General features: G+C 61.4%; 22 protein-coding genes and 1 tRNA gene. 12 read left to right on the top strand and 11 right to left on the bottom strand.

The annotated features are described in order from the left end of the window. Window positions 1-59 precede the first annotated feature (59 nt). Entirely contained in the window at window positions 60-674 is a 615-nt protein-coding gene (locus NKI46_RS08110; protein ID WP_027050421.1) for an HD domain-containing protein, read from the top strand. Here NKI46_RS08110 and NKI46_RS08105 read toward each other — a convergent pair. The 6 genes from NKI46_RS08105 to NKI46_RS08080 form a co-directional block, all read right to left on the bottom strand. Next, on the bottom strand, window positions 664-1170 hold the full coding sequence (locus NKI46_RS08105; protein ID WP_352745692.1) for a GNAT family N-acetyltransferase: 507 nt from the start codon (window positions 1168-1170) through the stop codon (window positions 664-666). The two genes, NKI46_RS08110 and NKI46_RS08105, sit on opposite strands and share 11 nt — an antisense overlap. 39 nt (window positions 1171-1209) lie before the next feature. After that, window positions 1210-1524: a hypothetical protein gene (locus NKI46_RS08100; protein WP_023667509.1), complete on the bottom strand. Its 315-nt coding sequence runs from the start codon at window positions 1522-1524 to the stop codon at window positions 1210-1212. A gap of 70 nt (window positions 1525-1594) precedes the next feature. Further along, the gene (locus tag NKI46_RS08095) at window positions 1595-1921 is read right to left on the bottom strand and encodes a hypothetical protein (RefSeq protein WP_156933922.1); all 327 of its coding nucleotides are present in this window, start codon (window positions 1919-1921) and stop codon (window positions 1595-1597) included. A 100-nt stretch (window positions 1922-2021) separates the two neighbouring features. Next, window positions 2022-2789: an alpha/beta fold hydrolase gene (locus NKI46_RS08090; protein ID WP_352745688.1), complete on the bottom strand. Its 768-nt coding sequence runs from the start codon at window positions 2787-2789 to the stop codon at window positions 2022-2024. A 10-nt stretch (window positions 2790-2799) separates the two neighbouring features. Then, entirely contained in the window at window positions 2800-3372 is a 573-nt protein-coding gene (locus NKI46_RS08085) for a DUF192 domain-containing protein (RefSeq protein WP_023681518.1), read from the bottom strand. Window positions 3373-3485: 113 nt separating this feature from the next. Beyond that, on the bottom strand, window positions 3486-4082 hold the full coding sequence (locus tag NKI46_RS08080) for a cold-shock protein (protein ID WP_027050415.1): 597 nt from the start codon (window positions 4080-4082) through the stop codon (window positions 3486-3488). A gap of 359 nt (window positions 4083-4441) precedes the next feature. On the opposite strand from NKI46_RS08080, the gene NKI46_RS08075 reads away from it, so the two are divergent. Then, window positions 4442-4882 carry a VOC family protein gene (locus tag NKI46_RS08075; RefSeq protein WP_023667513.1) on the top strand — a complete coding sequence of 147 codons (441 nt, stop codon included), beginning with the start codon at window positions 4442-4444 and terminating at the stop codon, window positions 4880-4882. A gap of 133 nt (window positions 4883-5015) precedes the next feature. Continuing rightward, the gene (locus NKI46_RS08070; RefSeq protein ID WP_023681521.1) at window positions 5016-5309 is read left to right on the top strand and encodes a DUF2218 domain-containing protein; all 294 of its coding nucleotides are present in this window, start codon (window positions 5016-5018) and stop codon (window positions 5307-5309) included. 105 nt (window positions 5310-5414) lie between these two features. Here NKI46_RS08070 and NKI46_RS08065 read toward each other — a convergent pair whose 3' ends face one another. From NKI46_RS08065 to ilvA, 3 genes are all read right to left on the bottom strand, one after another. After that, window positions 5415-6119, bottom strand: a complete 705-nt coding sequence (locus NKI46_RS08065; protein ID WP_023734420.1) for an outer membrane protein — start codon at window positions 6117-6119, stop codon at window positions 5415-5417. A 145-nt stretch (window positions 6120-6264) separates the two neighbouring features. Next, window positions 6265-6843: a DUF1697 domain-containing protein gene (locus NKI46_RS08060; RefSeq protein ID WP_352459069.1), complete on the bottom strand. Its 579-nt coding sequence runs from the start codon at window positions 6841-6843 to the stop codon at window positions 6265-6267. Next, window positions 6840-8096 (bottom strand): threonine ammonia-lyase IlvA, encoded by a 1257-nt coding sequence (gene ilvA / locus NKI46_RS08055; RefSeq protein ID WP_023734422.1) that lies wholly within the window; start codon window positions 8094-8096, stop codon window positions 6840-6842. The genes NKI46_RS08060 and ilvA overlap by 4 nt, the downstream gene beginning before the upstream one ends. A 124-nt stretch (window positions 8097-8220) precedes the next feature. On the opposite strand from ilvA, the gene NKI46_RS08050 reads away from it, so the two are divergent. The 3 genes from NKI46_RS08050 to NKI46_RS08040 all read left to right on the top strand — a co-directional run bounded on the left by NKI46_RS08050 (window position 8221) and on the right by NKI46_RS08040 (window position 12141). Beyond that, window positions 8221-9624, top strand: a complete 1404-nt coding sequence (locus tag NKI46_RS08050; RefSeq protein ID WP_352459070.1) for an aminopeptidase P family N-terminal domain-containing protein — start codon at window positions 8221-8223, stop codon at window positions 9622-9624. 146 nt (window positions 9625-9770) lie between these two features. Then, on the top strand, window positions 9771-10844 hold the full coding sequence (locus NKI46_RS08045; RefSeq protein WP_352459071.1) for an alpha/beta hydrolase: 1074 nt from the start codon (window positions 9771-9773) through the stop codon (window positions 10842-10844). A gap of 133 nt (window positions 10845-10977) precedes the next feature. Continuing rightward, window positions 10978-12141: an alpha/beta hydrolase gene (locus NKI46_RS08040; RefSeq protein ID WP_352459072.1), complete on the top strand. Its 1164-nt coding sequence runs from the start codon at window positions 10978-10980 to the stop codon at window positions 12139-12141. A 21-nt stretch (window positions 12142-12162) separates the two neighbouring features. Here NKI46_RS08040 and ade read toward each other — a convergent pair whose 3' ends face one another. Then, window positions 12163-13974: an adenine deaminase gene (gene ade, locus NKI46_RS08035; RefSeq protein ID WP_352745682.1), complete on the bottom strand. Its 1812-nt coding sequence runs from the start codon at window positions 13972-13974 to the stop codon at window positions 12163-12165. Window positions 13975-14235: 261 nt separating this feature from the next. Between ade and NKI46_RS08030 the strand changes: the two genes are divergently transcribed. From NKI46_RS08030 to NKI46_RS08010, 5 genes are all read left to right on the top strand, one after another. Further along, on the top strand, window positions 14236-15087 hold the full coding sequence (locus NKI46_RS08030) for an alpha/beta fold hydrolase (RefSeq protein ID WP_352459074.1): 852 nt from the start codon (window positions 14236-14238) through the stop codon (window positions 15085-15087). Between the two features lie 129 nt (window positions 15088-15216). Then, on the top strand, window positions 15217-15879 hold the full coding sequence (locus tag NKI46_RS08025) for an outer membrane protein (protein WP_027050407.1): 663 nt from the start codon (window positions 15217-15219) through the stop codon (window positions 15877-15879). 128 nt (window positions 15880-16007) lie between these two features. After that, window positions 16008-16093: transfer RNA gene (locus NKI46_RS08020), tRNA-Leu, on the top strand. A gap of 1303 nt (window positions 16094-17396) precedes the next feature. Next, window positions 17397-17588, top strand: a complete 192-nt coding sequence (locus tag NKI46_RS08015) for a hypothetical protein (protein ID WP_023667524.1) — start codon at window positions 17397-17399, stop codon at window positions 17586-17588. A 944-nt stretch (window positions 17589-18532) separates the two neighbouring features. Then, window positions 18533-18781, top strand: coding sequence for a hypothetical protein (locus NKI46_RS08010; protein ID WP_023695401.1), 249 nt, complete (start codon window positions 18533-18535; stop codon window positions 18779-18781). Here NKI46_RS08010 and NKI46_RS08005 read toward each other — a convergent pair. Beyond that, window positions 18778-19641, bottom strand: a complete 864-nt coding sequence (locus NKI46_RS08005) for an ATP-dependent DNA ligase (RefSeq protein WP_023738947.1) — start codon at window positions 19639-19641, stop codon at window positions 18778-18780. The two genes, NKI46_RS08010 and NKI46_RS08005, sit on opposite strands and share 4 nt — an antisense overlap. 86 nt (window positions 19642-19727) lie before the next feature. Between NKI46_RS08005 and NKI46_RS08000 the strand changes: the two genes are divergently transcribed. Further along, window positions 19728-19949 (top strand): hypothetical protein, encoded by a 222-nt coding sequence (locus NKI46_RS08000; protein ID WP_023681532.1) that lies wholly within the window; start codon window positions 19728-19730, stop codon window positions 19947-19949. The last annotated feature ends 137 nt before the right edge of the window (window positions 19950-20086 follow it).

The following is a 20086-nucleotide window of genomic DNA, read 5'->3' as shown; positions in this document are numbered from 1 at the left end:
AACTCAATTTTCCTTAGTGCTCGGTGAAATGGATTTGGTTCACGGAAATTCAAGCCGCCATGGAAAACGAACCCTTGATCGACGCTCCGCTGAAACGCGCGCTCTCCGCGCTCTATCAAGCTCCGGATCGCCACTATCACAACCTCGCCCATATAGAGGCGTTGCTGGCGCTGGCGGACGAATATCGAGCATCGCTGCATGATTCCGGCGCCGTCGAAGCCGCAATCTGGTTCCATGACGCCATCTATGACAGCCGCGCCAAGGACAACGAGGCCAGGAGTGCGGCACTTGCGCAGGACAAACTTGCCGCCCGCACCGATCCGGAGCGCCTCGGCCGCATAGCGGCGATGATCGTCGCCACCGCCACGCATGAACTGCCCAGCCTTCAACCACGGTGCCTTGCCGATGAGAACGCCCTCCGCGACGCAGCGCTTTTCCTCGACATGGACCTGGCGATCCTGGGTGCGTCAGCCGACGCTTTCGACGCCTATGAACAAGCGGTCCGCCGCGAATATGGCTGGGTCGAGGAGCCGATGTGGCGCGCCGGTCGCGGCGCGATTCTCAAGACTTTCCTCGCGCGCCAGCATATTTTTCACACGCAGGAATTCCGCCACAGGTTCGAGCCCCAGGCCAGGCAAAACCTGGCGCGGTCTCTAGAAACGCTCAAATCCTAATCCGGAAATGTCTCCATGCGCTGCGCATAGGCTTTGAAACCGGCGCGCCTGTAGACCGATTGCGCGGCCGGAGGTCGTATGTGTCGGTATGAAGCCAGACCCTTTGCGGCGCCCGCGACCAGATGGCGCGAAGCGCCTGGTCGAGCAGGAATGGCCCAAGCCTGCGGCGGTGGAAGACGGGGATCAGCCCGAAATGAACCAGTTCGACCTCAGGCTGGCCGACGCCGTTGAATTCGCACAGGCCAGCGGCCACGCCCTCGACGCGCAGCACGTGGATATGTGTCGAGGGCAGCGCCAGCAGGCGCTCGAGGTCTTCCGCCGGCATGCGCAGCCGCTGGTCCCATTGCACGGGCTCGCCGACCGCGTGGTAGAGGCTGATATAGTCGGCCACATCAAGTGTTTCACGCGCCACCGTGGCGCCCGATAGCGGGCAGTCGAAAGCCGGCGCCGAATTCGGTTCGCGCATGTCCATATAGGTGACGAGAAGGTCAACCAAAGCGGCACCGCCTCCGGCTGCAAGCCAGACGAAGATCGATCACCTGAAGGCGCCAACGGACTTGGTGGCCGCCCAAACAAAGAACAGGCCGATCACCAACGACAGCCCGTTGAGGATGATACCGACGATGCCGAGGACACGATTGTCGTTTGAACGTCCCAGTGCCATCAAGCCAAAAACCACGCCGGTGATGTGCGCCAGCGGCGCCGCAACGAGAAACACCAGCAGAAAAACCCCGCCGAGGACGTTTTGAGCGGCCAGCGACGCCTCGCCTGGCATCAACGCCAGCGTGACCACCGCCGCAAAATCCATTGCGAACGCCAGCAGGGCCAGGATCACCGAGCGTTTGCCCAAGCTGCTCCGCCCCGCCACGCCGGGCATTGCTATCGTGCTTCTTCCCCATCCGGCCATTACTCGTCCCCGATCAGGTGAAAGCGCCGATCGTCGATGCCATTGCCACAAGCAGCAGGAAGCCAACCGCCAGGGAGCCGCCGTTGAGCAGGATGCCGACGACCCCAAGCACGCGGCTATCGTTCGAACGCACCAGCGCCATCAGCCCGAAAATCAATCCGGCAATATGCGCCAACGGCCCTGCCAGCAGGAAAACCGCCATGAAGAAACCCGTGGCGATGTTCTGGGCACGCTCGGATGCGTGGGTCGGAAGCGCCACCATTGTGGTCAGCGCCATCACACCGGCACCGAAGGCGAGCAGCGCCAGGATGACGGAACGCTTGCCGAACTTGCTTGTCACGACGGCGCCCGGCAGAGCTCGGCGCTTCTTCCCCATTGTGCCATTGTTTGCCACCCCTCGCCGGCCGCCCAATCCATATCGCCCGAAAATCGCTTACCGGTTAAAGCGGATTTTCGGCATAAAACTCCAAAACCCGCTGCTTGAAGGTCTTGTCGCCCACAGCCAGCATATGGTCGCGGCCGTCTATGTGAAACACCTTGGCGTTCGGCATCAGCGCGGCGAGCTCGTCGGGCGAGCCGCCGATATCGTCTGTCGTCCCGACCGCAATCAGCGTTGGTTGGGCGATGCGCGTCATGTCGTCTTCGCTGAGCAGTTCGCGCGACGTGGCGATGCAGGCGGCCAGCGCGCGGCGGTCGCTGCGCGTCTGATCGGCAAAGGCGCGAAACGAGCGACCGCGCGGATGGCTGGTGGCGGCCGGATCGTTGGCCAGCAGCGCCTCGGCGATCCGATCCCAGTCGCCGACGCCGTCGACCATGCCGATCCCGAGCCCGCCGAAGACAAGCGTCGCCACCTTGTCGGGATCCGACAGTGCCAGGAACGCCGCGATGCGCGCGCCCATCGAATAGCCCATGACATGCGCGCGGCCGATGCCAAGATGGTCGAGCAGGGCCGCCGCGTCCGAGCCCATCTTGGCCGGGGTGTAGTCGGCCTCGTCATAGCTTTTCGACGACGAGCCGTGGCCGCGATTGTCGAAGGCGATGGCGCGATAGCCGGCATCGTTCAGCGTCTTGAACCAGCCGGGCGATACCCAGTTGACATAGTGGCTGGAGGCAAAGCCGTGGATCATCAGCACCGGATCGCCCGCCCCCGACGCCGGCTGGCGGTCGAGGAAGGCGAAGTCGAACCCGTCATGGGAGAAGAATTGCATCGGGAGCGGCTCAGCCGGCGCCGGGCGTGGGCGCGTTGCCCTTGTCCGATGGCGGCATGCCGGGGCCGGACACCGTGCCGACGGCCGGATGGCGCAGCAGATCGCCATAGTCGATGCCGTTTTTGGCGGCGGTGCCGGCCTTGAGCTCCAGCACGAAGCGCACTGGCACACCCGGCGAGATGACTGCATCGGACAATGGAGTGCCGTGCTTGACGGCCCGGACCTTGCCGTCCTGTCCAACAAAGATCAGGTCGAGCGGCATCGGCGTGTTGTGCATCCAGAAGCCGACCTGCTTCTGCATCTCGAAGACGAACAGCATGCCATGATTGTCGGCCATATCCTGGCGATACATCAGGCCGGCCTCGCGTTCCGAGTCGGTGTCGGCGACTTCGATCGAAAAGGATTTATCGCCCCCTTTCGTCGCCACGACCAAGGGTGTCGGATCGACGGGAAGGATCATCGCCTGACCGCCGGCGATCGTCTGCTGGGATGCGGTCGGCTGCCCGGAATAGAAGTAAGCGCCTGCGGCTACCGCAACGATGACGCAGAGCGCGCCCGCTGTCAGCCAGTTCCTGTACGCCATTGGAAATCCTCGACCAAAGACCATGATCCCTAAAAGTGGTCTCAGGTATTCGGATAAGATCGTGGTGAAACCAAGAAAAACGCCGTCCTGACTTCCTCAGGAAGGCTCGCGTCCTAATGCGCGACCGGCAAGGTGCCCATATCAGGGTGAATCTCGGCAGCCATGAGGCCCTTGTCACCGCGTCCGAAACGCACCAGCACGACCTGTCCGGGCCTGAGCTCGGTGATGCCATAGCGGCGCAGCGTCTCCATATGGACGAAGATATCCTCGGTGCCCTCGCCGCGCGTCAGAAAGCCGAAGCCCTTGGTGCGGTTGAACCACTTAACCAGCGCCCGCTCGAGCCCGCTTTCCGGCGTCACCGCCACATGGGTGCGCTGTTCCTGCATCTCGGCCGGATGGACCGCGGTCGCGGTGTCCATGGACAGCACCCGGAAAGCCTGCAAACCACGGTCGCCATGCTTGACAAGGCACACGACACGCGCGCCCTCCAATGCCGTCTGAAAACCGTCCTTTCGAAGGCAGGTGACATGGAGGAGGATGTCGCCCGAGGAACCGTCATCGGGTAGTATGAAACCGTAGCCCTTGGCCACGTCGAACCATTTGATGGCGCCGGCGATTTCGACAAGGTCGGCGCTATCGCCGCCACTGTCGCGCTTCAGGGCGTCGTCAAGGTTCTCATCCCGCCTCGTGAAAGAGGCCTTATCCCCCATAAGAACGCCCCCTTTTTTTCAAGAAAACCGCAAGTGATTCTTGACATTAGATTAACACCGCCGCTTCCGGGGTGTGCAAGACCTGCCGTGCCTTTTTTCACGGTTGAATACAGGAATAGCTGACTTGTTGTTTGCCGGCGTCGCTGCCGGCTGCAATGGCGATCCGTCAAGGCCGTCAACCGGTCGGCAATTTGCATCGGATTTTGCCGAAATCGGCAACCACTTGTGGTCGGACGCTTTTGTCAGAGCAACCTGATTTTCCAAAAACCGGTGATCACTTTTCCAGTCCGATGCTCGTTGCCCTCCGGCGGGGTGGACCTTATGTTGCCTCGCAACCCAAACATCCCCGAGGAAATCCCATGCGCTACCTCCACACAATGGTCCGTGTCGCCGACGTCGATGTCTCGCTCGATTTCTACTGCAACAAGCTCGGCCTGAAGGAAGTGCGCCGCTACGAAAACGAGCAGGGCCGCTTCACGCTGATCTTCCTCGCCGCCTCCGAGGATGTAGAAAGCGGCATCACTGAGAAGGCGCCGCTGATCGAACTGACCTACAATTGGGATCCGGAGGAGTACAAGGGCGGCCGCAATTTCGGCCATCTCGCCTATGAGGTCGACGACATCTACGCCACATGTCAGCATCTGATGGACAATGGCGTCATCATCAACCGGCCGCCGCGCGACGGCAACATGGCCTTCGTCAAGTCGCCGGACGGCATCTCCTTCGAACTGCTGCAGAAGGGCCCGGCCAAGCCCAAGGCCGAGCCGTGGGCATCGATGCCGAACACCGGCACCTGGTAGCGATCACGCCATCTTGAGCGAGGCGGCCGCGCCGACAAGCCGGCCGCCTTTGCCATTTCGAGCAACGGCACCTATTTACCTGCCTGTCGCGCCAGCCAAACAGAGCCAGTGCCTCATCCAGGAGAATTCATTTATGCCGACCAGCCGTGCCGATGTCACCACCGCATATGCCAGCCGCTATTTGCAGCAGCTGTGCAAGCACTGGGCGCACAAATTTCCCGTCGAGTTCGATCCAAACCACGGCACCATCGATCTGTCGCTCGGCCGCACGGTTCTCGATGCCGATGCGGCAGCGCTGCATATCACGGTGTCGACGGATGAAAGTGGATCGCTGGAGCGCATGGAGAGCGTCGTTGCCGATCACATCAAGCGCTTCGCCTTCCGCGAGGAGCTGACTTTCGAGTGGAAGCAGGCTCCGGCGACCTGATCTGCTGTCAGCCGCAACGCCGAACGCCGGAAGCTGCCAGCCCCGGACAACGTTATGGCGTCACTTGGTTGCGACGCCATCTGAATTGTCGGAACGACGGATCGATCAGAACTTGTGGTTCAGGCCGATCTTGATCGTATGGGCGTCGATCTTCACCCTTGCGTCGTTGCCCTCGATATCTGTCAAACGGACCTTGCCGAAGTCGAAGTACTGGTATTCCAGCTTCGTGGTCCATTTGTCGGCGAAGGCCCATTCGACACCGCCACCGATCGTATAGCCGAAGCGGCCTCCGCTCCTCGATGCGCTGCTGTCCGGGTCGGGCACCCCGTCAAAATCGAAAGTATCGCCATAACTCAATTTGTAGTGAGTCGCCGCCGCGCCGCCCTTGGCGTAGATCAGCAGCCTGTCGGTGGCGTAGCCCAGACGTGCCGTCAGATCGCCATAGACGCCCAGTTTCGCCGATCCGAAATTGTCCGGCTCTTCGACGATAGTCCTGTCGCCCTCGATGCCGAGATAGCCCAGATCGGCTTCGACGCCATAGACGAATGCTCCGGACTGCCAGTTGTAACCGGCCTGAACGCCGCCGAGGAAGCCGTCGGTATCGACGTCATGGGTCTGACCAAGCTCCTCGTCGAAGAAGGAATCCGTCTGGTCGACCGCGTCACCGCGTCCCCAGCCATAGCCGGCGTTGATGCCGACATAGCCACCCGACCAGACAAACCCTGCCGGTACGGTCTCAATCACGTCGGCGGCGAACGCCGCGCCGCAAGCCGAAATCAGGAAAGTAGATGCGAGAAGCAGACGTTTCATGAAACTCCCCAATGCGTCGGAAAGAGCATAGCACAGACATGCAGTATTCATTAAGCTGCCTAGGCCGGATAATCGAAAATTGTTGCAGAAAAACAACTGTTTAGCCGAGGCTTAATTAGCATCGTGACCGCAACGTAGAAGCGGTTCAAAGCGAACGCGCTATCTGCAGCAGCGCCAGCACCGACCGCCAGTTGCGCGCGGTGCCCGGCACTTTCAGCATGCGCGGGATCAGCCCGGCGAACACCGATTTGCCGAGCCCGTCCGGCGCCTTGAGGTAAAGCACGTCGCCCTGGACCTCAAAGCTTTCCGGGCCGGTGCATTTTTCGGCAAGCCTGGCGATCTCGTCCGCCGTCGGCTGGCGCTCCAGCGTGTAGACGTGAAGCTTGGTCGGATCGCCGGCGACTTCCGGATACGGATTCTCCTTCACCAACCGTTCGAACCAGGAGAGATCGCGCACCTTGATGCGCGAATGAAAGCCCCATTTCTTCTTGAAAGCGGCTTCGATCTGTTTCGTCAGCGTGGCGGCGTCGCCCTTCCTGGCCCGGAACACGACATTGCCGCTCTGTACATAGCTGGCGACGTCCGAGAAACCGAACTCTTCGAAAAACGCTCGCAACTCCGCCATCTTGACGATGCGGTTGCCGCCGACGTTGATGCCGGAAAACAGCGCGACGAAGACCACCCTTCGCTCTTCGAGCTTCGGGTGGCAGGCTGTACCGCTCATATGATGAACCCGGCCAGGGTCTCGTTGTCGGTGATGTCCTGATAGTGCACGCCCTCGGCCTCGAAATTTGCCCTCAGCAGATCGAAGTTACGCCGGTCTTTGGTTTCGATGCCGATAAGCACAGAGCCGAAATTGCGTGCCGATTTCTTCAGATATTCGAAGCGGGCGATATCATCGTCGGGACCGAGCAGTTCGAGGAAGTCGCGCAGCGCGCCCGGCCGCTGCGGAAAGCGGATGATGAAGTATTTCTTCAGCCCCTCGAAGCGCAGCGCCCGCTCCTTCACGTCGGGCAGCCGCTCGAAATCGAAATTGCCGCCCGACACCACCGCGACGATGGTCTTGCCGCGGATTTCCTTGCGCGAAAAATCCTTCAACGCGTCGATCGCCAAGGCACCGGCCGGCTCCAGCACCACACCTTCGATGTTGAGCATCTCGATCATGGTGGCGCAGAGCCGGTTCTCAGGGATCAGCCGCACCGCCTGAGCGGCGAACTCCTTGAGGTGGCGCAACGGCTCGCGGCCGATCTCGGCCACCGCCGCGCCGTCGACGAAATTGTCGACATTGGCGAGCCGGACGCGCTTGCCGCTGGCGAGGCTCTGATGCAGGCTCGGCGCACCGGCCGGTTCGCAAAAGACGTAGCGCGCGTCACGTTGCTGATCGGCGAAATAGTGCGTCACCCCCGCGGCCAGGCCACCGCCGCCGACCGGCAGCATGATGATGTCGGGCATGCGCGCGCCCGGCATCTGGCCGGCGATCTCATAGGCGACCGTCGCCTGCCCCTCGATAATGTCCTTGTGGTCGAAGGGCGGCACCATATGCGCGCCGGAACTTTCGGTGAATTCGAAGGCGGCGCGGTAGCAGTCGTCGAAGAAGTCGCCGACCAGCCTGATCTCGACGAAATCGCCGCCGAACAGCCGCGTCTTGTCGATCTTTTGCTGCGGCGTCGTCACCGGCATGAAGACCACGCCCTTCTTGCCGAAATGGCGGCAGACGAAGGCAAAGCCCTGCGCATGGTTGCCGGCCGAGGCGCAGACGAACAGCTCGGCCTCGTTGCCGGCGGCAAGCGCCTTGCGGAAAAAGTTGAAGGCGCCGCGGATCTTGTAGGAGCGCACCGGTGAAAGGTCCTCGCGCTTCAACAGCACCCGAGCCCCCGTCTTCTTCGACAAATAGTCGTTTTCCTGCAGCGGCGTTTCGGGAAAGATCTCGCGGATCGCGGCTGCGGCGGTGGCGACACGGAAGGAGAAACTGTTCATGGCGCCGTCACCTCTGGATCGAATGGTTCGAAGGCGAAGCCTATTGCACAATTCGCCGTTTGCAGCCACCGATGCGGCGCGGCCGCTTTGGCGCGCCAGCAGGAAATCCACTGGAGCCATCCTCATGCCTGTTTCGGCTGTCGCCCTGAAGACCGTAGACCTTCCTGAATTCGGCGAGCCAACAGTGATGCCGCTAGTTCAGCGGCGGACCTACGAAGCGCGCATCGAGGCTCTGCTGGCGCGCGGCGCCGAGGCCGGGCTCGACGCCTTCGCCGTCTATGGCGACCGCGAGCACGCGGCCAATGTCGCCTATCTCAGTGGTTACGATCCGCGTTTCGAGGAGACGCTGCTGGTCATCGTTCCCGGCAGCCAGCCAAAGCTTCTCGTCGGCAATGAGGGTTGGGGCTATGCCGAAATCTGCGACGGGCCTTACGAGCGCGTCCTTTACCAGACCTTCTCGCTGCCGGCGCAGCCACGCGACCGCTCCGCCTCACTTGCCGACACTCTTGCCGCCTGCGGCCTGAAAGCCGGCCAGAAGATCGGCGCCATCGGCTGGAAGCCGTTCGGGCCCGGCGATGGCGGCCTTGGCGAGACGACGCTCGACCTGCCGTCCTTCATCGCCGATACGCTGCGCACACTGGCCGGCGACAGAGGCGCGGTGGTCAACGCCGCCAACCTGTTGATGAACCCATCCGACGGCCTACGCGCCATCAACGAGGCAGACCAATTGGCGTCCTTCGAATTCGCCGCGACCTTTTCCTCGCAGGGCCTGCGCAACGTGCTTGGGAATATTGAGCCCGGCATGAGCGAATTGCAGGCCGCGCGGCTGATGGGGATCAACGGCCTGCCCCTGTGCTGCCACCCGATGCTGTCCGCCGGCAGGCGTGCGCCCTACGGCTTGCCTAGCCCGCGCCTCGACATCATCAAGCGCGGCGATCCCGTCACCATGGCCTATGGCATCCAGGGCTCGCTCAACGCCCGCGCCGGCTTCCTGGTCGAGAGCGCCGCGGAACTGCCACGCGAGATCGACGACTATATCGACAAGCTGGTAGCGCCCTATTTCGCCGCCGTCGTCGACTGGTACGAGACCATCGGCATAGGCGTTGCCGGCGGAGCGCTTTGGAAAGCCGTGCATGACCGCATAGGCGACCCGTTCTTCGGCGTCTCGCTCAATCCCGGCCATCTCGTCCATATGGACGAATGGATGCATTCGCCGGTGTTTTCCGGCTCGGACATCAAGCTGCAATCGGGCATGGCGCTGCAGGTCGACATCATTCCGGCGACCGGAACCAGCTATTTCACCACCAACATCGAAGACGGTATCGCGCTTGCCGATGAGTCCCTGCGCGAGGAGATCGCGGCCCGCTATCCCGAGGCATGGCGCCGCATCGAGGCGCGCCGCGCCTTCATGCGCGACGTGCTGGGCATCAGGCTCAAACCCGAGGTATTGCCCTTCTCCAACATTCCGGCGTTCCTGCCGCCATTCTGGCTTTCGCGCAACAGTGCGATGGCTGTGACCCGACGCTGACCACATTTCGGCTGGACACGACTTACTTCTGCCGCACTCTCACTGTCCGGGAGGTGTCGCGGAGGGTAGACGGGCCGAGGGTAGACAGGCCTTTGGGCCTCAAAGTGAATTCTATGTGAATTCATCTTTCGATTGGAATTTTTGACGTGCGTTTGAAGACGATTTGCATTCTTGCACTTGCCCTGTTGATCGCCGGCTGCGGCGGCCGCAAAACCGAGGAACTGCTCGGCAGCGCCGTCATGTCCACGCCGGTGACCGAAATCTCGGGCAATCACTCGATCTTCATTGCCACCACACGTAAGAAATCCGACGATCCCAACAAAGTTTTCGACGGCGAACGCTCGGCGACGCTGAACTACGCCCGCGTCACCGTCACCGTTCCCGGCACCCACCAGGCCGGCCAGATCGAGCGCCGCTCGCGCGGCAAGTCGAACGACCCGGCGAAATACTTCATGGCTTCCGAGGTCGTCGGCTACGATGCGCAGCCTCAATTCTCAAGCGCGCTCAATGCCGACATTGCCGCGCGCGGCGGCCGCGTCATGGTCTTCGTGCATGGCTACAACACCGGCTTCGACGACGCGGTCTACCGCCTGACCCAGATCGTCCACGATTCCGGCTATCCCGGCACGCCGGTGCTGTTTTCCTGGGCATCCGGCGCCAGAACCACCGACTATGTCTATGACAAGGAAAGCGCCAGCGCCGCCCGCGATCAGCTGGAGGTGACATTGCGCATGCTGCAGCAGTCCGGCGCGCGGCGCATCGACATCGTCGCCCACTCGCTCGGAACCTGGGTGACCATGGAAACGCTGCGCCAGATGGCCATCACCGGCGACCGCGATCTCGGCGGCAAGCTCGGCGATGTCGTGCTGGCCTCTCCCGACATCGACGTCGACGTCTTCAAGAGCCAGATGCGCCGCTACGGCAAGCCGGACAAGCCGTTCATCCTGCTGCTCTCCGACGACGACCGTGCGCTGCGGCTCTCAGGCCTGATTGCCGGCTCGCGGCCACGCGTCGGCGACTACAAGGATGCCGCCGACCTCGCCGCTTATGGCGTCACCGTGGTCGACCTCTCCAAGGTCAAGGGAGGCGACAGCTTCAACCACACCAAGTTCGCCGACAATCCCGAACTGGTGAAGATGATCGGCCAGCGGCTGCGCGAGGATGACGGCTTTGCCAGCGACCAGACGGTGACCGACCGCATCAGCGCGCTCGGACAATAAGGCTGTTGCCTTGCGGCGACCGTCGCCGCGTGAGGTCGCGAATGCCGCTCGGCCCGATCACTTTCAACTGGACCGGGCCGGTCTCTGCCTCTACGACATTGAAATCGGCGCCAATGCGCCAGCGGGAGCCCGCGTGAACGAGCGTTGGAAGACTGTCCTGGTCCTTGCGTTCGCGCTCGGTGCCGCCGGCTGCGCCGGCCCGAACACCCATGACCTGTTGAACGAGACGACGGTTTCGGTGCCTGCCTCCGACATCGCGGCCACCCACGAAATCTTCGTCGCCACCACCCGCAAGCAGGCGACCAAGGACCCACGCCAGGTGTTCGATGGCGATCGCTCGCTGACCACCAGCTACGCCCGCGTCGACGTCACCGTGCCGAAGGTCCACCAGGTCGGCGCCATCGAGCGCGCCAAGGGCTCGGCCAATTCGAACCCGGCCAAGCAATTCACCGCCACCGACGTCGTCCACTATGGCGACGCCTCGCAATTCGCCAAGGCCGTCGGCGCCAACATCACCATGAATGGCGACCGCGCGCTGGTCTTCGTCCACGGCTTCAACAACGGCTTCGACGATGGGGTCTACCGGCTGACGCAGATCGCCCACGACACCGAATATCCCGGTACGCCGATCTTGTTTTCGTGGGCTTCGAGCGGCAAGACCACGGGCTATATCTACGACAAGGACAGCGCCAACGCCGCGCGCGACGACCTCGAGGCGACGCTCAGGATGCTCGCCAAGACAAACGTCAAGAGCATCGACATCATCGCGCATTCGATGGGAACCTGGGTGACGATGGAAGCGCTGCGCCAGCTCGCCATCACCGGCGACCGCGATCTCGACGGCAAGCTCGGCCGTGTCGTTCTGGCATCGCCCGATATCGATGTCGACGTCTTCAAGAAGCAGATGATCCGCTACGGCAAGCCCGACAGGCCGTTCGTCATCCTGCTTTCCGCCGACGACCGTGCTCTGCGATTGTCCAGCCTGCTATCCGGCGACAAGCCGCGCGTCGGCGACTACGGCAACGCCGCCGACATTGCCAGTTACGGCGTCGTTGTGGCCGACCTCAGCCAGATCAAGGGCGGCGACCGCCTGAACCACGCCAAATTCGCCGACAACCCGTTCCTGGTGCAATTGCTCGGCGACCGTCTGCGCGCTCCAGCCGGCCTGGCATCGGACGAACCCACGCAGGGCCAGATCGACAATCTCGGCCAAGGCATCGGCAAGGCCGTCGGCTCCGTCGCCGAGATCATCATCACCACGCCATTCAAGGTGCTGACCATCGCCACCGGCGGATGAGAGCCAAGCACCGGGCTAATCTCAGATAAAAAGATCGACCTTCTGGAACGTCGTCACGTCGATCAGGCCGACATCGGAAATCCTGAGCTCCGGAATGACGACCAGCGCCAGCAGCGAGTGCTGCATGTAGGCGTTGTTGAGCGAGCAGCCCATCCTGCGCATCGCCTCGGTCAGTTTCTCCGCCTTGGCCGCCACGATTTCCGCCCGCTCGTCCGACATCAGCCCGGCGATCGGCATTTCGACCAGCGCAAGCTCCTTGGCCTTCGAAAACAGCACCACGCCCCCGCCGATCTCGCCCAGCCGGTTGACGGCCAGCGCCATGTCTTCCTTGTTGGTGCCGACGCAGATGATGTGGTGGGCATCATGTGCGACGCTCGACGCCATGGCGCAGTCGCCCATATAGCCGAAGCCTGAGACGAAGGCATTGGTGACGCCGCCGGTGCCGCGGTGGCGCTCGACCAGCGCGATCTGGCAGATGTCGTTGCGGCGGTCCATGGCGACCAGCCCGTCCTCGACCGGCAGGTCGGCCTCCAGCGCCCGCGTCGGCGCCTGGTTTTCGATCACGCCGATGACCCGCACCCGCACCTCGTTGGCGCCCTTGGGCGCCGCAATGTCGAAGTCGCCTGGCTTCAGCTTCTTGCCGAGCTTGACGGTGTTCTTCGCCGATTTGGGGTAATCATAGGCCGGAATGTCGATCTCGAGCTTGCCGCCCTTGGCCAGCCTGATACCGCGGCCATAGACCTCGTCGATGGTCATGGCGGCAAGATCGGAGACGATCAGCAGATCGGCCAGCCGTCCCGGCGCGATCGAGCCCAGTTCGCGCTCCAGCTTGAAATGCTGGGCGGTATTCAGCGTCGCCATCTGGATCGCCGTCACCGGCTTCAATCCCTGTTGGATGGCGTGGCGCACCACCCGGTCCATATGGCCTTCATGCACCAGCGTGCCGGAATGGCTGTCGTCGGTGCACAGGATGAAGTTGCGCGGGTCGAGACCGCTCTCGGTCACCGCCTTGATCTGCGAGGCAACATCGTACCAGGCCGAGCCCAGCCGCAGCATTGCCTTCATACCCTGGCGCACACGGGCGATTGCGTCCTCGGCGCGTGTGCCTTCATGGTCGTCCTCCGGCCCGCCGGCGACATAGCCATGGAACGGCAGGCCGAGATCGCGCGACGCATAGTGGCCGCCGACCGTCTTGCCCGCTCGCACCGTGGCGGCGATCTCGCCCGACATCACCGGATCGTTGGCCACGACACCGGGAAAATTCATCACTTCGCCGAGCCCGATGATGTTTTCCCAGGTCATCGCTTCCGCGACATCGGCGACCGTCAGTTCTGCCCCGGAATGCTCCAGCCCCGGCGCGGACGGCACGCAGGACGGCATCTGGACATGGATGTTGATCGGCATGGCGACGGCCTCGTTATGCATCAGCCGCACGCCGGGCAGACCCAGCACATTGGCGATCTCGTGCGGATCGATGAACATGGAGGTGGTGCCGTGCGGGATGACGGCGCGGCAGAACTCGGTCACCGTCACCATGCCGCTCTCGACATGCATATGCGCGTCGCACAGGCCGGGCACCAGATAGCGACCGCCGGCGTCGACCACCTTGGTGCCCTGGCCGATGGCATGGCTGGCATTCGGCCCGCAATAGGCGAAGCGGCCGCCTGATATGGCGATGTCGGTGCCGGCTATGATCTCACCCGAATGCACGTTCACCCAGCGGCCGTTGCGGATGACGAGATCGGCGGGCTTGCGCCCCGTCGCGACATCGACCAGATGCGTCGCCATCTCGGTCCAGGGCTTGGGTTTCGTCGCCGACGGCTGCTTGGCCATGAAAGACTCCTGTTTGCCAGACTGTGCCAAGCCGGCAAGGTTTTGGCCAGCGATCACGGACGAAATCCGCTCGATGAGATTCGCCCGGGCGGATGCGCCGCACCTGCTCACCCCGATGGCAGGCATCAACGGTGCGGTCATTCAGTTTGGCTTGTGCCGGCACTTATGTTACCATTCTGGCCATGGTGCTGATTTGCGCCGACGACCCGCCGCGAGGCGGGTTTTTGTTATGATGAGGCCGAGACCTCCTGAGGTGAAGTCATGATCCGGTTCCTGAATGCATTCGCCTTCGTCACCCTGTTCCTGATCTCGTCCGGCTTTGCATCCGCCGAGGAGCGTTGGCAGACCTTGCCGGAGCCGGCGGCGATGCCCAAACCGGATCAGAGCGGGTATGCGCCGGTCAACGGCATTCAGATGTACTATGCCGTTTTCGGCGCCGGTGATCCGATTCTCCTGATTCATGGCGGCCTTGGCCACGGCGACATCTGGGCAAGCCAGGTGGCGACGATGTCCAAGACGCACAAGGTTATCATCGCCGACAGCCGCGGCCATGGCCGCTCTACCCGCACCGAGCAGGCTTACGGCTATGACCTCATGGCGTCGGACTATCTTGCGCTGCTCGACTATCTCAAGATCGACAAGACCGCTCTTGTCGGCTGGAGCGACGGCGGCATTATCGGCATCGACATCGCGCTGCATCATCCGGAGCGGCTGACACGGCTCTTTGCGCAGGCCGCCAACGTCACCACCGATGGCGTCGATCCGGGTGTGCTGACCAACAAGACCTTTGCCGCCTATATCGACCGCTCGGGCCGCGACTACAAGAAACTGTCGAAGACTCCCGACCAGTACGATGCCTTCGTGGCGCAGATCAGCCACATGTGGGAGTCGGAGCCGGCCTGGACCAAGGAGCAGCTCGGCAAGATAACCACGCCGACCGCGATCGTTGCCGGCGACCATGACGAGGCGATCAAGCGCGAACACACCGAATACATGGCCTCCGTCATTCCGGGCGCCAAGCTCATCATCCTGCCCAACGCCAGTCATTTCGCCATGCTGCAGGCGCCGAACGAATATAGCCAGGCGGCGCTGGACTTCATCGACGCCAAATAGCGCCCCCAAAATAGAGCACCCCAGCACAGCAACGGGTGCTTCCGATTGTTGAACAATGGGTTCCGTTTTGCGGCGAATAGGATTACCTTCCGGCAAGGCGCCTTCTTAACCGCCTTTTCGGAGAACTCGATGCGCTGTCTGACCATTGCCAGTGCCGGATTTCTGATTGCTCTGGCCGGGCCGGCATTCGCCGCCGACCCGATGGCGGTGCCGATGACCCAACCAGGCTTCGACTGGACCGGCTACTATGCCGGCCTGCAGGCCGGCTACGGCTGGGGCCAGTCCGACATATCAGTGACGGAAGGCGCGCCGTTTTCCATCTCGCCCGATATTGACGGCGGTTTCGTCGGGGGCCATGTCGCCGGGCTGTGGCAGTTCGACCAGGCAGTGCTCGGCGCCGAGGCGGAGCTCAATTATTCCGCCGTCGACGGTACGGCGGTATCAGGCCTTGGAAGCACATTCCGCACGGACATCAAGTGGTTCGGATCTGTAAACGCCAAAGCGGGCTTCGCCATGGACCGCGTGCTGGTCTACGGCGTCGGCGGCGTCGCCTTTGCCGGCATCGAAACTTCGCAAGTCGCGGGCGCGTCGTTCGCCGGCACACGCACGAATGTCGGCTGGACCTTGGGCGCCGGCGTCGACTATGCGCTGACCGACAAATTCATCGTCGGCGCGCAATATCGCTATTATGATTTCGGCTCCGAGCACTATGACGTAGCGGAACCCTTCAACGATCGCGATCAGGATGTGAAGCTGAACGCGGTTAGTATTAATCTCAGCTACAAATTCTGAGCCTTCTCGGCGACTGAGATTTTCGCCACAACCAATTGTTTTGAAATCGCGAACCACCTTTCATGAGTCCGACACTCGGCAAAAGATGGCTTGACGGGTTTTCGCTGGCGTCTGAAAAGGGCTGGCCTGCGGACGTGGCGGAATTGGTAGACGCAAGGGACTTAAAATCCCTCGATCTCTGATCGTACGGGTTCGATTCCCGTCGTCCGCACCAATTGAAATGCTTAGTTTTAGGATTCGTTCTGTACGAACTCACTGGCTACCATAGAAAAGGCTGACGCAGGTAGCCGCAGGGGCAGCCGGGATACAAGCCGGGAACTGCCATGCTGGATTTTCAAGACTTGGTCGCTCATAGGGAAGCTCTGCTAAATGAGCAGTTGAGGAAAGCCTAGCTAGACTTCAAGACACCTGCGGTTGGAAAACAGGGGCCCGCTTTCACACCTCACGAACAACCAACTAAGGATGGTCGGGCGGCGTTGGCAAAAGCACTGTCAGCCTTCATCAATTCGGCCGGTGGTGTTTTGGTGTTCGGTATTGGCTGCCGTAAGAACAGTGACGGGCCGACTGCGCAACTGCGCTTGAGCCAATCCCGAACTGGAAAGTAGCCCCTTCGGTCGTAAGCTCGGCAGTTGGGGATTTACTGCATCCGAAAAACGACGATATCCGCGTCGCTGGATTTGCATCGAATGCCGACCAAAACGCCGAGCTCATGGTCATCGACGTGCCACGGTCGGAAACGTCGACCACACCGCAGCGTCAAAAGCTATATTACAAGCGTGCTGGTAGCTCTTCATACGCTATGGAGCATGTCGACATCGAGGGTGCCTTTCGAAGGATCTCCGTACCGGAACTTACAATGAAGGCCGACATGAGAAATACGCGTCGTCCGGCCTTGACGGTCATTATGAGATCAGGATGTGGCCGCAGAACGGGAGCCGGCTGGGGCCGCAGCGGCCTCAACCCGGTGGGCATGCTCCGTCGCGATTTTAAGAAGAGTTGCAGCCGTTTCCTGTGGCGTCCAACCTTGCGCTTCTGACGCAGTCACCAAGGCCGCAAACGCGGCTTCTAATGCGACTTCACAGTTCACCTCACGGTCTGGGCTATCCTCTGGCAATATCGGGGGTTCGACGGATTGGGACATCGTGACTTCTTTCAAAGGGGAAAAACCCGCCGCCCCAGCCTTTTGCCACTCAAACATTTCAGCAAAGGATCATTCCAGCTATCAGCAGCGTGATTAGAACTGACAACGGCACGGCCAGAAGACCGACCAACTCAACATTTCTTGTGTTTTGTCGCTTGTCCATCTTCGTCGCCCGCATGTCGTTGGCTTTGGCATCTTGCCGTCAACGTGCAGCTGTTGGAACCAACCACAAGTGCCGCTGATCGGAGATTCAGTCGGTGCTGCATATTAGCAACACATTGTGGAACGATCGGGCGGCATCAGCCAATTGCTTTTGAATGCGCTTGCACTTGCTTCGTACGATTCCGTACAGTTTCCCCCATAGGGGAGGCGGCCGATGGACCATGACGAGGAAGGCTACAGCATTGACGCCTTCGATTTCGATGTGGTGTGCGAGACCTTCAGGAGATCCGTTCGGGAGTTGAACCTGGCTGAAGAGCATTGGGTAGACCACGCGAAGGCGCTGCTACGGGAATTCACCGACAGCGCACCTGATGACGACATGATTAGCCGGATCGTCGGGCGCTAGTGGCCTATACAGCGGTAGTTGGTTAGAATCGTACCCCGGTCCTGCCACGGAAACCTTTTCCAAGGTTTGCCGCGTCATAGAGGCATCACAGAAGCTCCTGGAACAGATTGCCCAGCGCGGAGGGCCCTATAACGAAAAAGCTCGCCACCGTGAGGCAGCGGGCAGTTTTGGGAGAAACAGAAATGGGAACAATGGACCCCCGAATTGCCAACGGGCCAACGCCAATGCCGTCAGAGAGCCCTGCCTGGACGTGTGGCGTCCTGTCCGGCCCTCGCCATTGATTTCGTCGGCAAGCTTGTCTTTGGCCTCGTGATAGGTCTTGAAGTTGGCATCGGGATGGCAATCGCCGGCTGCCAAGGAGGCCGGCCGCTGGCCGACCCATCAGTTAGGCGTCCGTAGCCAGAGCGTTATAAAGCAGCAAACACGCCAGGATAGGAACGGCGCTGCCTAGCAGCTGGTCTGCCGTGAGGCCGGAAAAATAGACAAGATGAAACGTCACCATCGCTCTACCAATCACGGTTCGGAACACTGCCGAATTAACCGTTAGCCGACGCTAATGTTCCGCTCTGGACTCACTACCGCTTTGGAAGAATCCTGCATCAGCGCCCCGCCGACCTTGATCTCAACGTCCGTGCCACAAGGCTTTCCTTCGTTCGCATGGTTCGCAGAGATTAGCACGATCGCATACTCTCATCTCATCCGGCGTCGTCTCCCTCACAAAGCAGCGCCGGTAAGGCTCGGCGACCTTCTTGTTTGTCCGTGTGCCAAAGGAGGTCGCCGGGCCTGCCGTTGCTCATCTTTGCTGGTGGTTGCTCCTGATGGCTGCGCTTGGCGCCGTCGCCCTACTGCTACCTGCGGGGTAAGGCCGGCGAGCCCTCTTGTCAGGCAGTCCGGCATGTAGGATTATAGTCCTCGTTGCGGCGACCCCTCAATGGAGAGCGCCAATGGCCAGAACCAAACCTTCGGAACAACTTTCCCGGGCTGAAATCGAGCGCTTCCTGGCGGCAGCCGAAGCGCTGCACAAGAGCATCGTCGGGCCGCTCCTGGCGTACCACGGCGAGCACTACCAAGCTCTACGTAAGGTCCATGGACCCCTGTTGAAGTCGATCGAGACCATCACCGGCCAGAGGGCGAAGTTCATCCAGTGGAACGGGACAGGACCGGCACAGCCCCGGGACAAGCCTCCGGGCTAAGTCTCCTCCCGGAAATCCAGCAGCTTGGCATGGCGAAGCTTCTCCTCGCCCTTCAGGAACCGCACGCGGCCGACCAGGCCCGGCTTTAGCCATTCGGCCTTGTCACTCTTGAGCCCTTTCGGCGCCGGCCCGCCAATCTTGCCTTGCACGCGGTCCCATAGGCGCTGGCGCTTGTCCGCCTTGAAGGTGACGAAGGCGCCGCCGGCATAGTGGCCTTTGTCGGCCATCAGCACCATGGCAGGCTTGCCGGCCTCGCGCTGCACGCCGATGATGTCCATCTCCTTTTCGGCATAGCACTTGATCTTGCGCCAGTTCGTCGTCGGACCCGACCGATACTTGCTGCCCTTCCGCTTTGAAACGATACCTTCAAGCCCAGCCTGGTCGACCAGGTGAAAGACGGCGTCGCCAGTGCCCGGCATCGCTTCGCTGAACTGAATTCGGCCGCCTTCCGGGATCAACGCCCGGAGTATCTCGCGACGGTCTTCCACCGGCGTGTTCCGCAAGTCATGCCCGTTCAGGTGCAAGAGGTCGAATGCTAGCAGATACAGATCGCGCGAAGGCTTGCGGCTGGTCGCGGCTGATTGATGCGCATGGAAGTCGGATAGGCCAGCCTCATTGATCGTAATGGTCTCGCCGTCGATGATGAAGTCTTTCGCCTCGATCGCTTCCGCCTCACCGGCAAGTTGGATGTAGCGGCCCGTCCAATCATAACCGTTCTTGGTGATCAGCCGAATCCCGTCATCATCCTTGATGACCTGGGTGCGGTAGCCATCGAATTTGATCTCATGAATCCAATCATCGCCCATCGGCGGCGTGTCGACCAGTTCGGGTTCCATAGGCTTGATGAATTTCAGACGCATGCACTGACTCTCAGAACTGCGACTTCAATTAGCAATTGCTAAATTAGTTCCGGAACATTTTAGACGAATTGGATGTTTGAAGGGCTATGAAGATCGAAGCCGACCAATGCCGGGCAGCGCTGACGCTCATCCGGCGCACAATGGAAGAGCACTGTCCTCCTGGCGTGCTGCCGAGCGAAGAGATGGTCAATGGGCTCTATGGTCCGGAACTGATCCATGAGGCGGAAGCCATTGCCGCCGGCATCGTCGCAACCATTGACCAGCTGCAATTGCCCGTGATGAAACCGCCGTCCCCTAGTATCAAATAGAGAGCGACACAGGGAAGGTCGCTTGGCCGCGCGATCGTGGGCTCGCAACGACCGGCGAGGCGATGCCGGCCTCACCAAGGGTTACAGCCCCTCGACCAGCAGCGAAGGCGGCTCGCGGCAGTGCAACGCCCGAAGTG

It is taken from the genome of Mesorhizobium sp. M0615, from assembly GCF_040320805.1.
In the GTDB taxonomy this organism is placed as follows: domain Bacteria; phylum Pseudomonadota; class Alphaproteobacteria; order Rhizobiales; family Rhizobiaceae; genus Mesorhizobium.
This window is presented reverse-complemented; position numbering and strand designations above follow the sequence as displayed.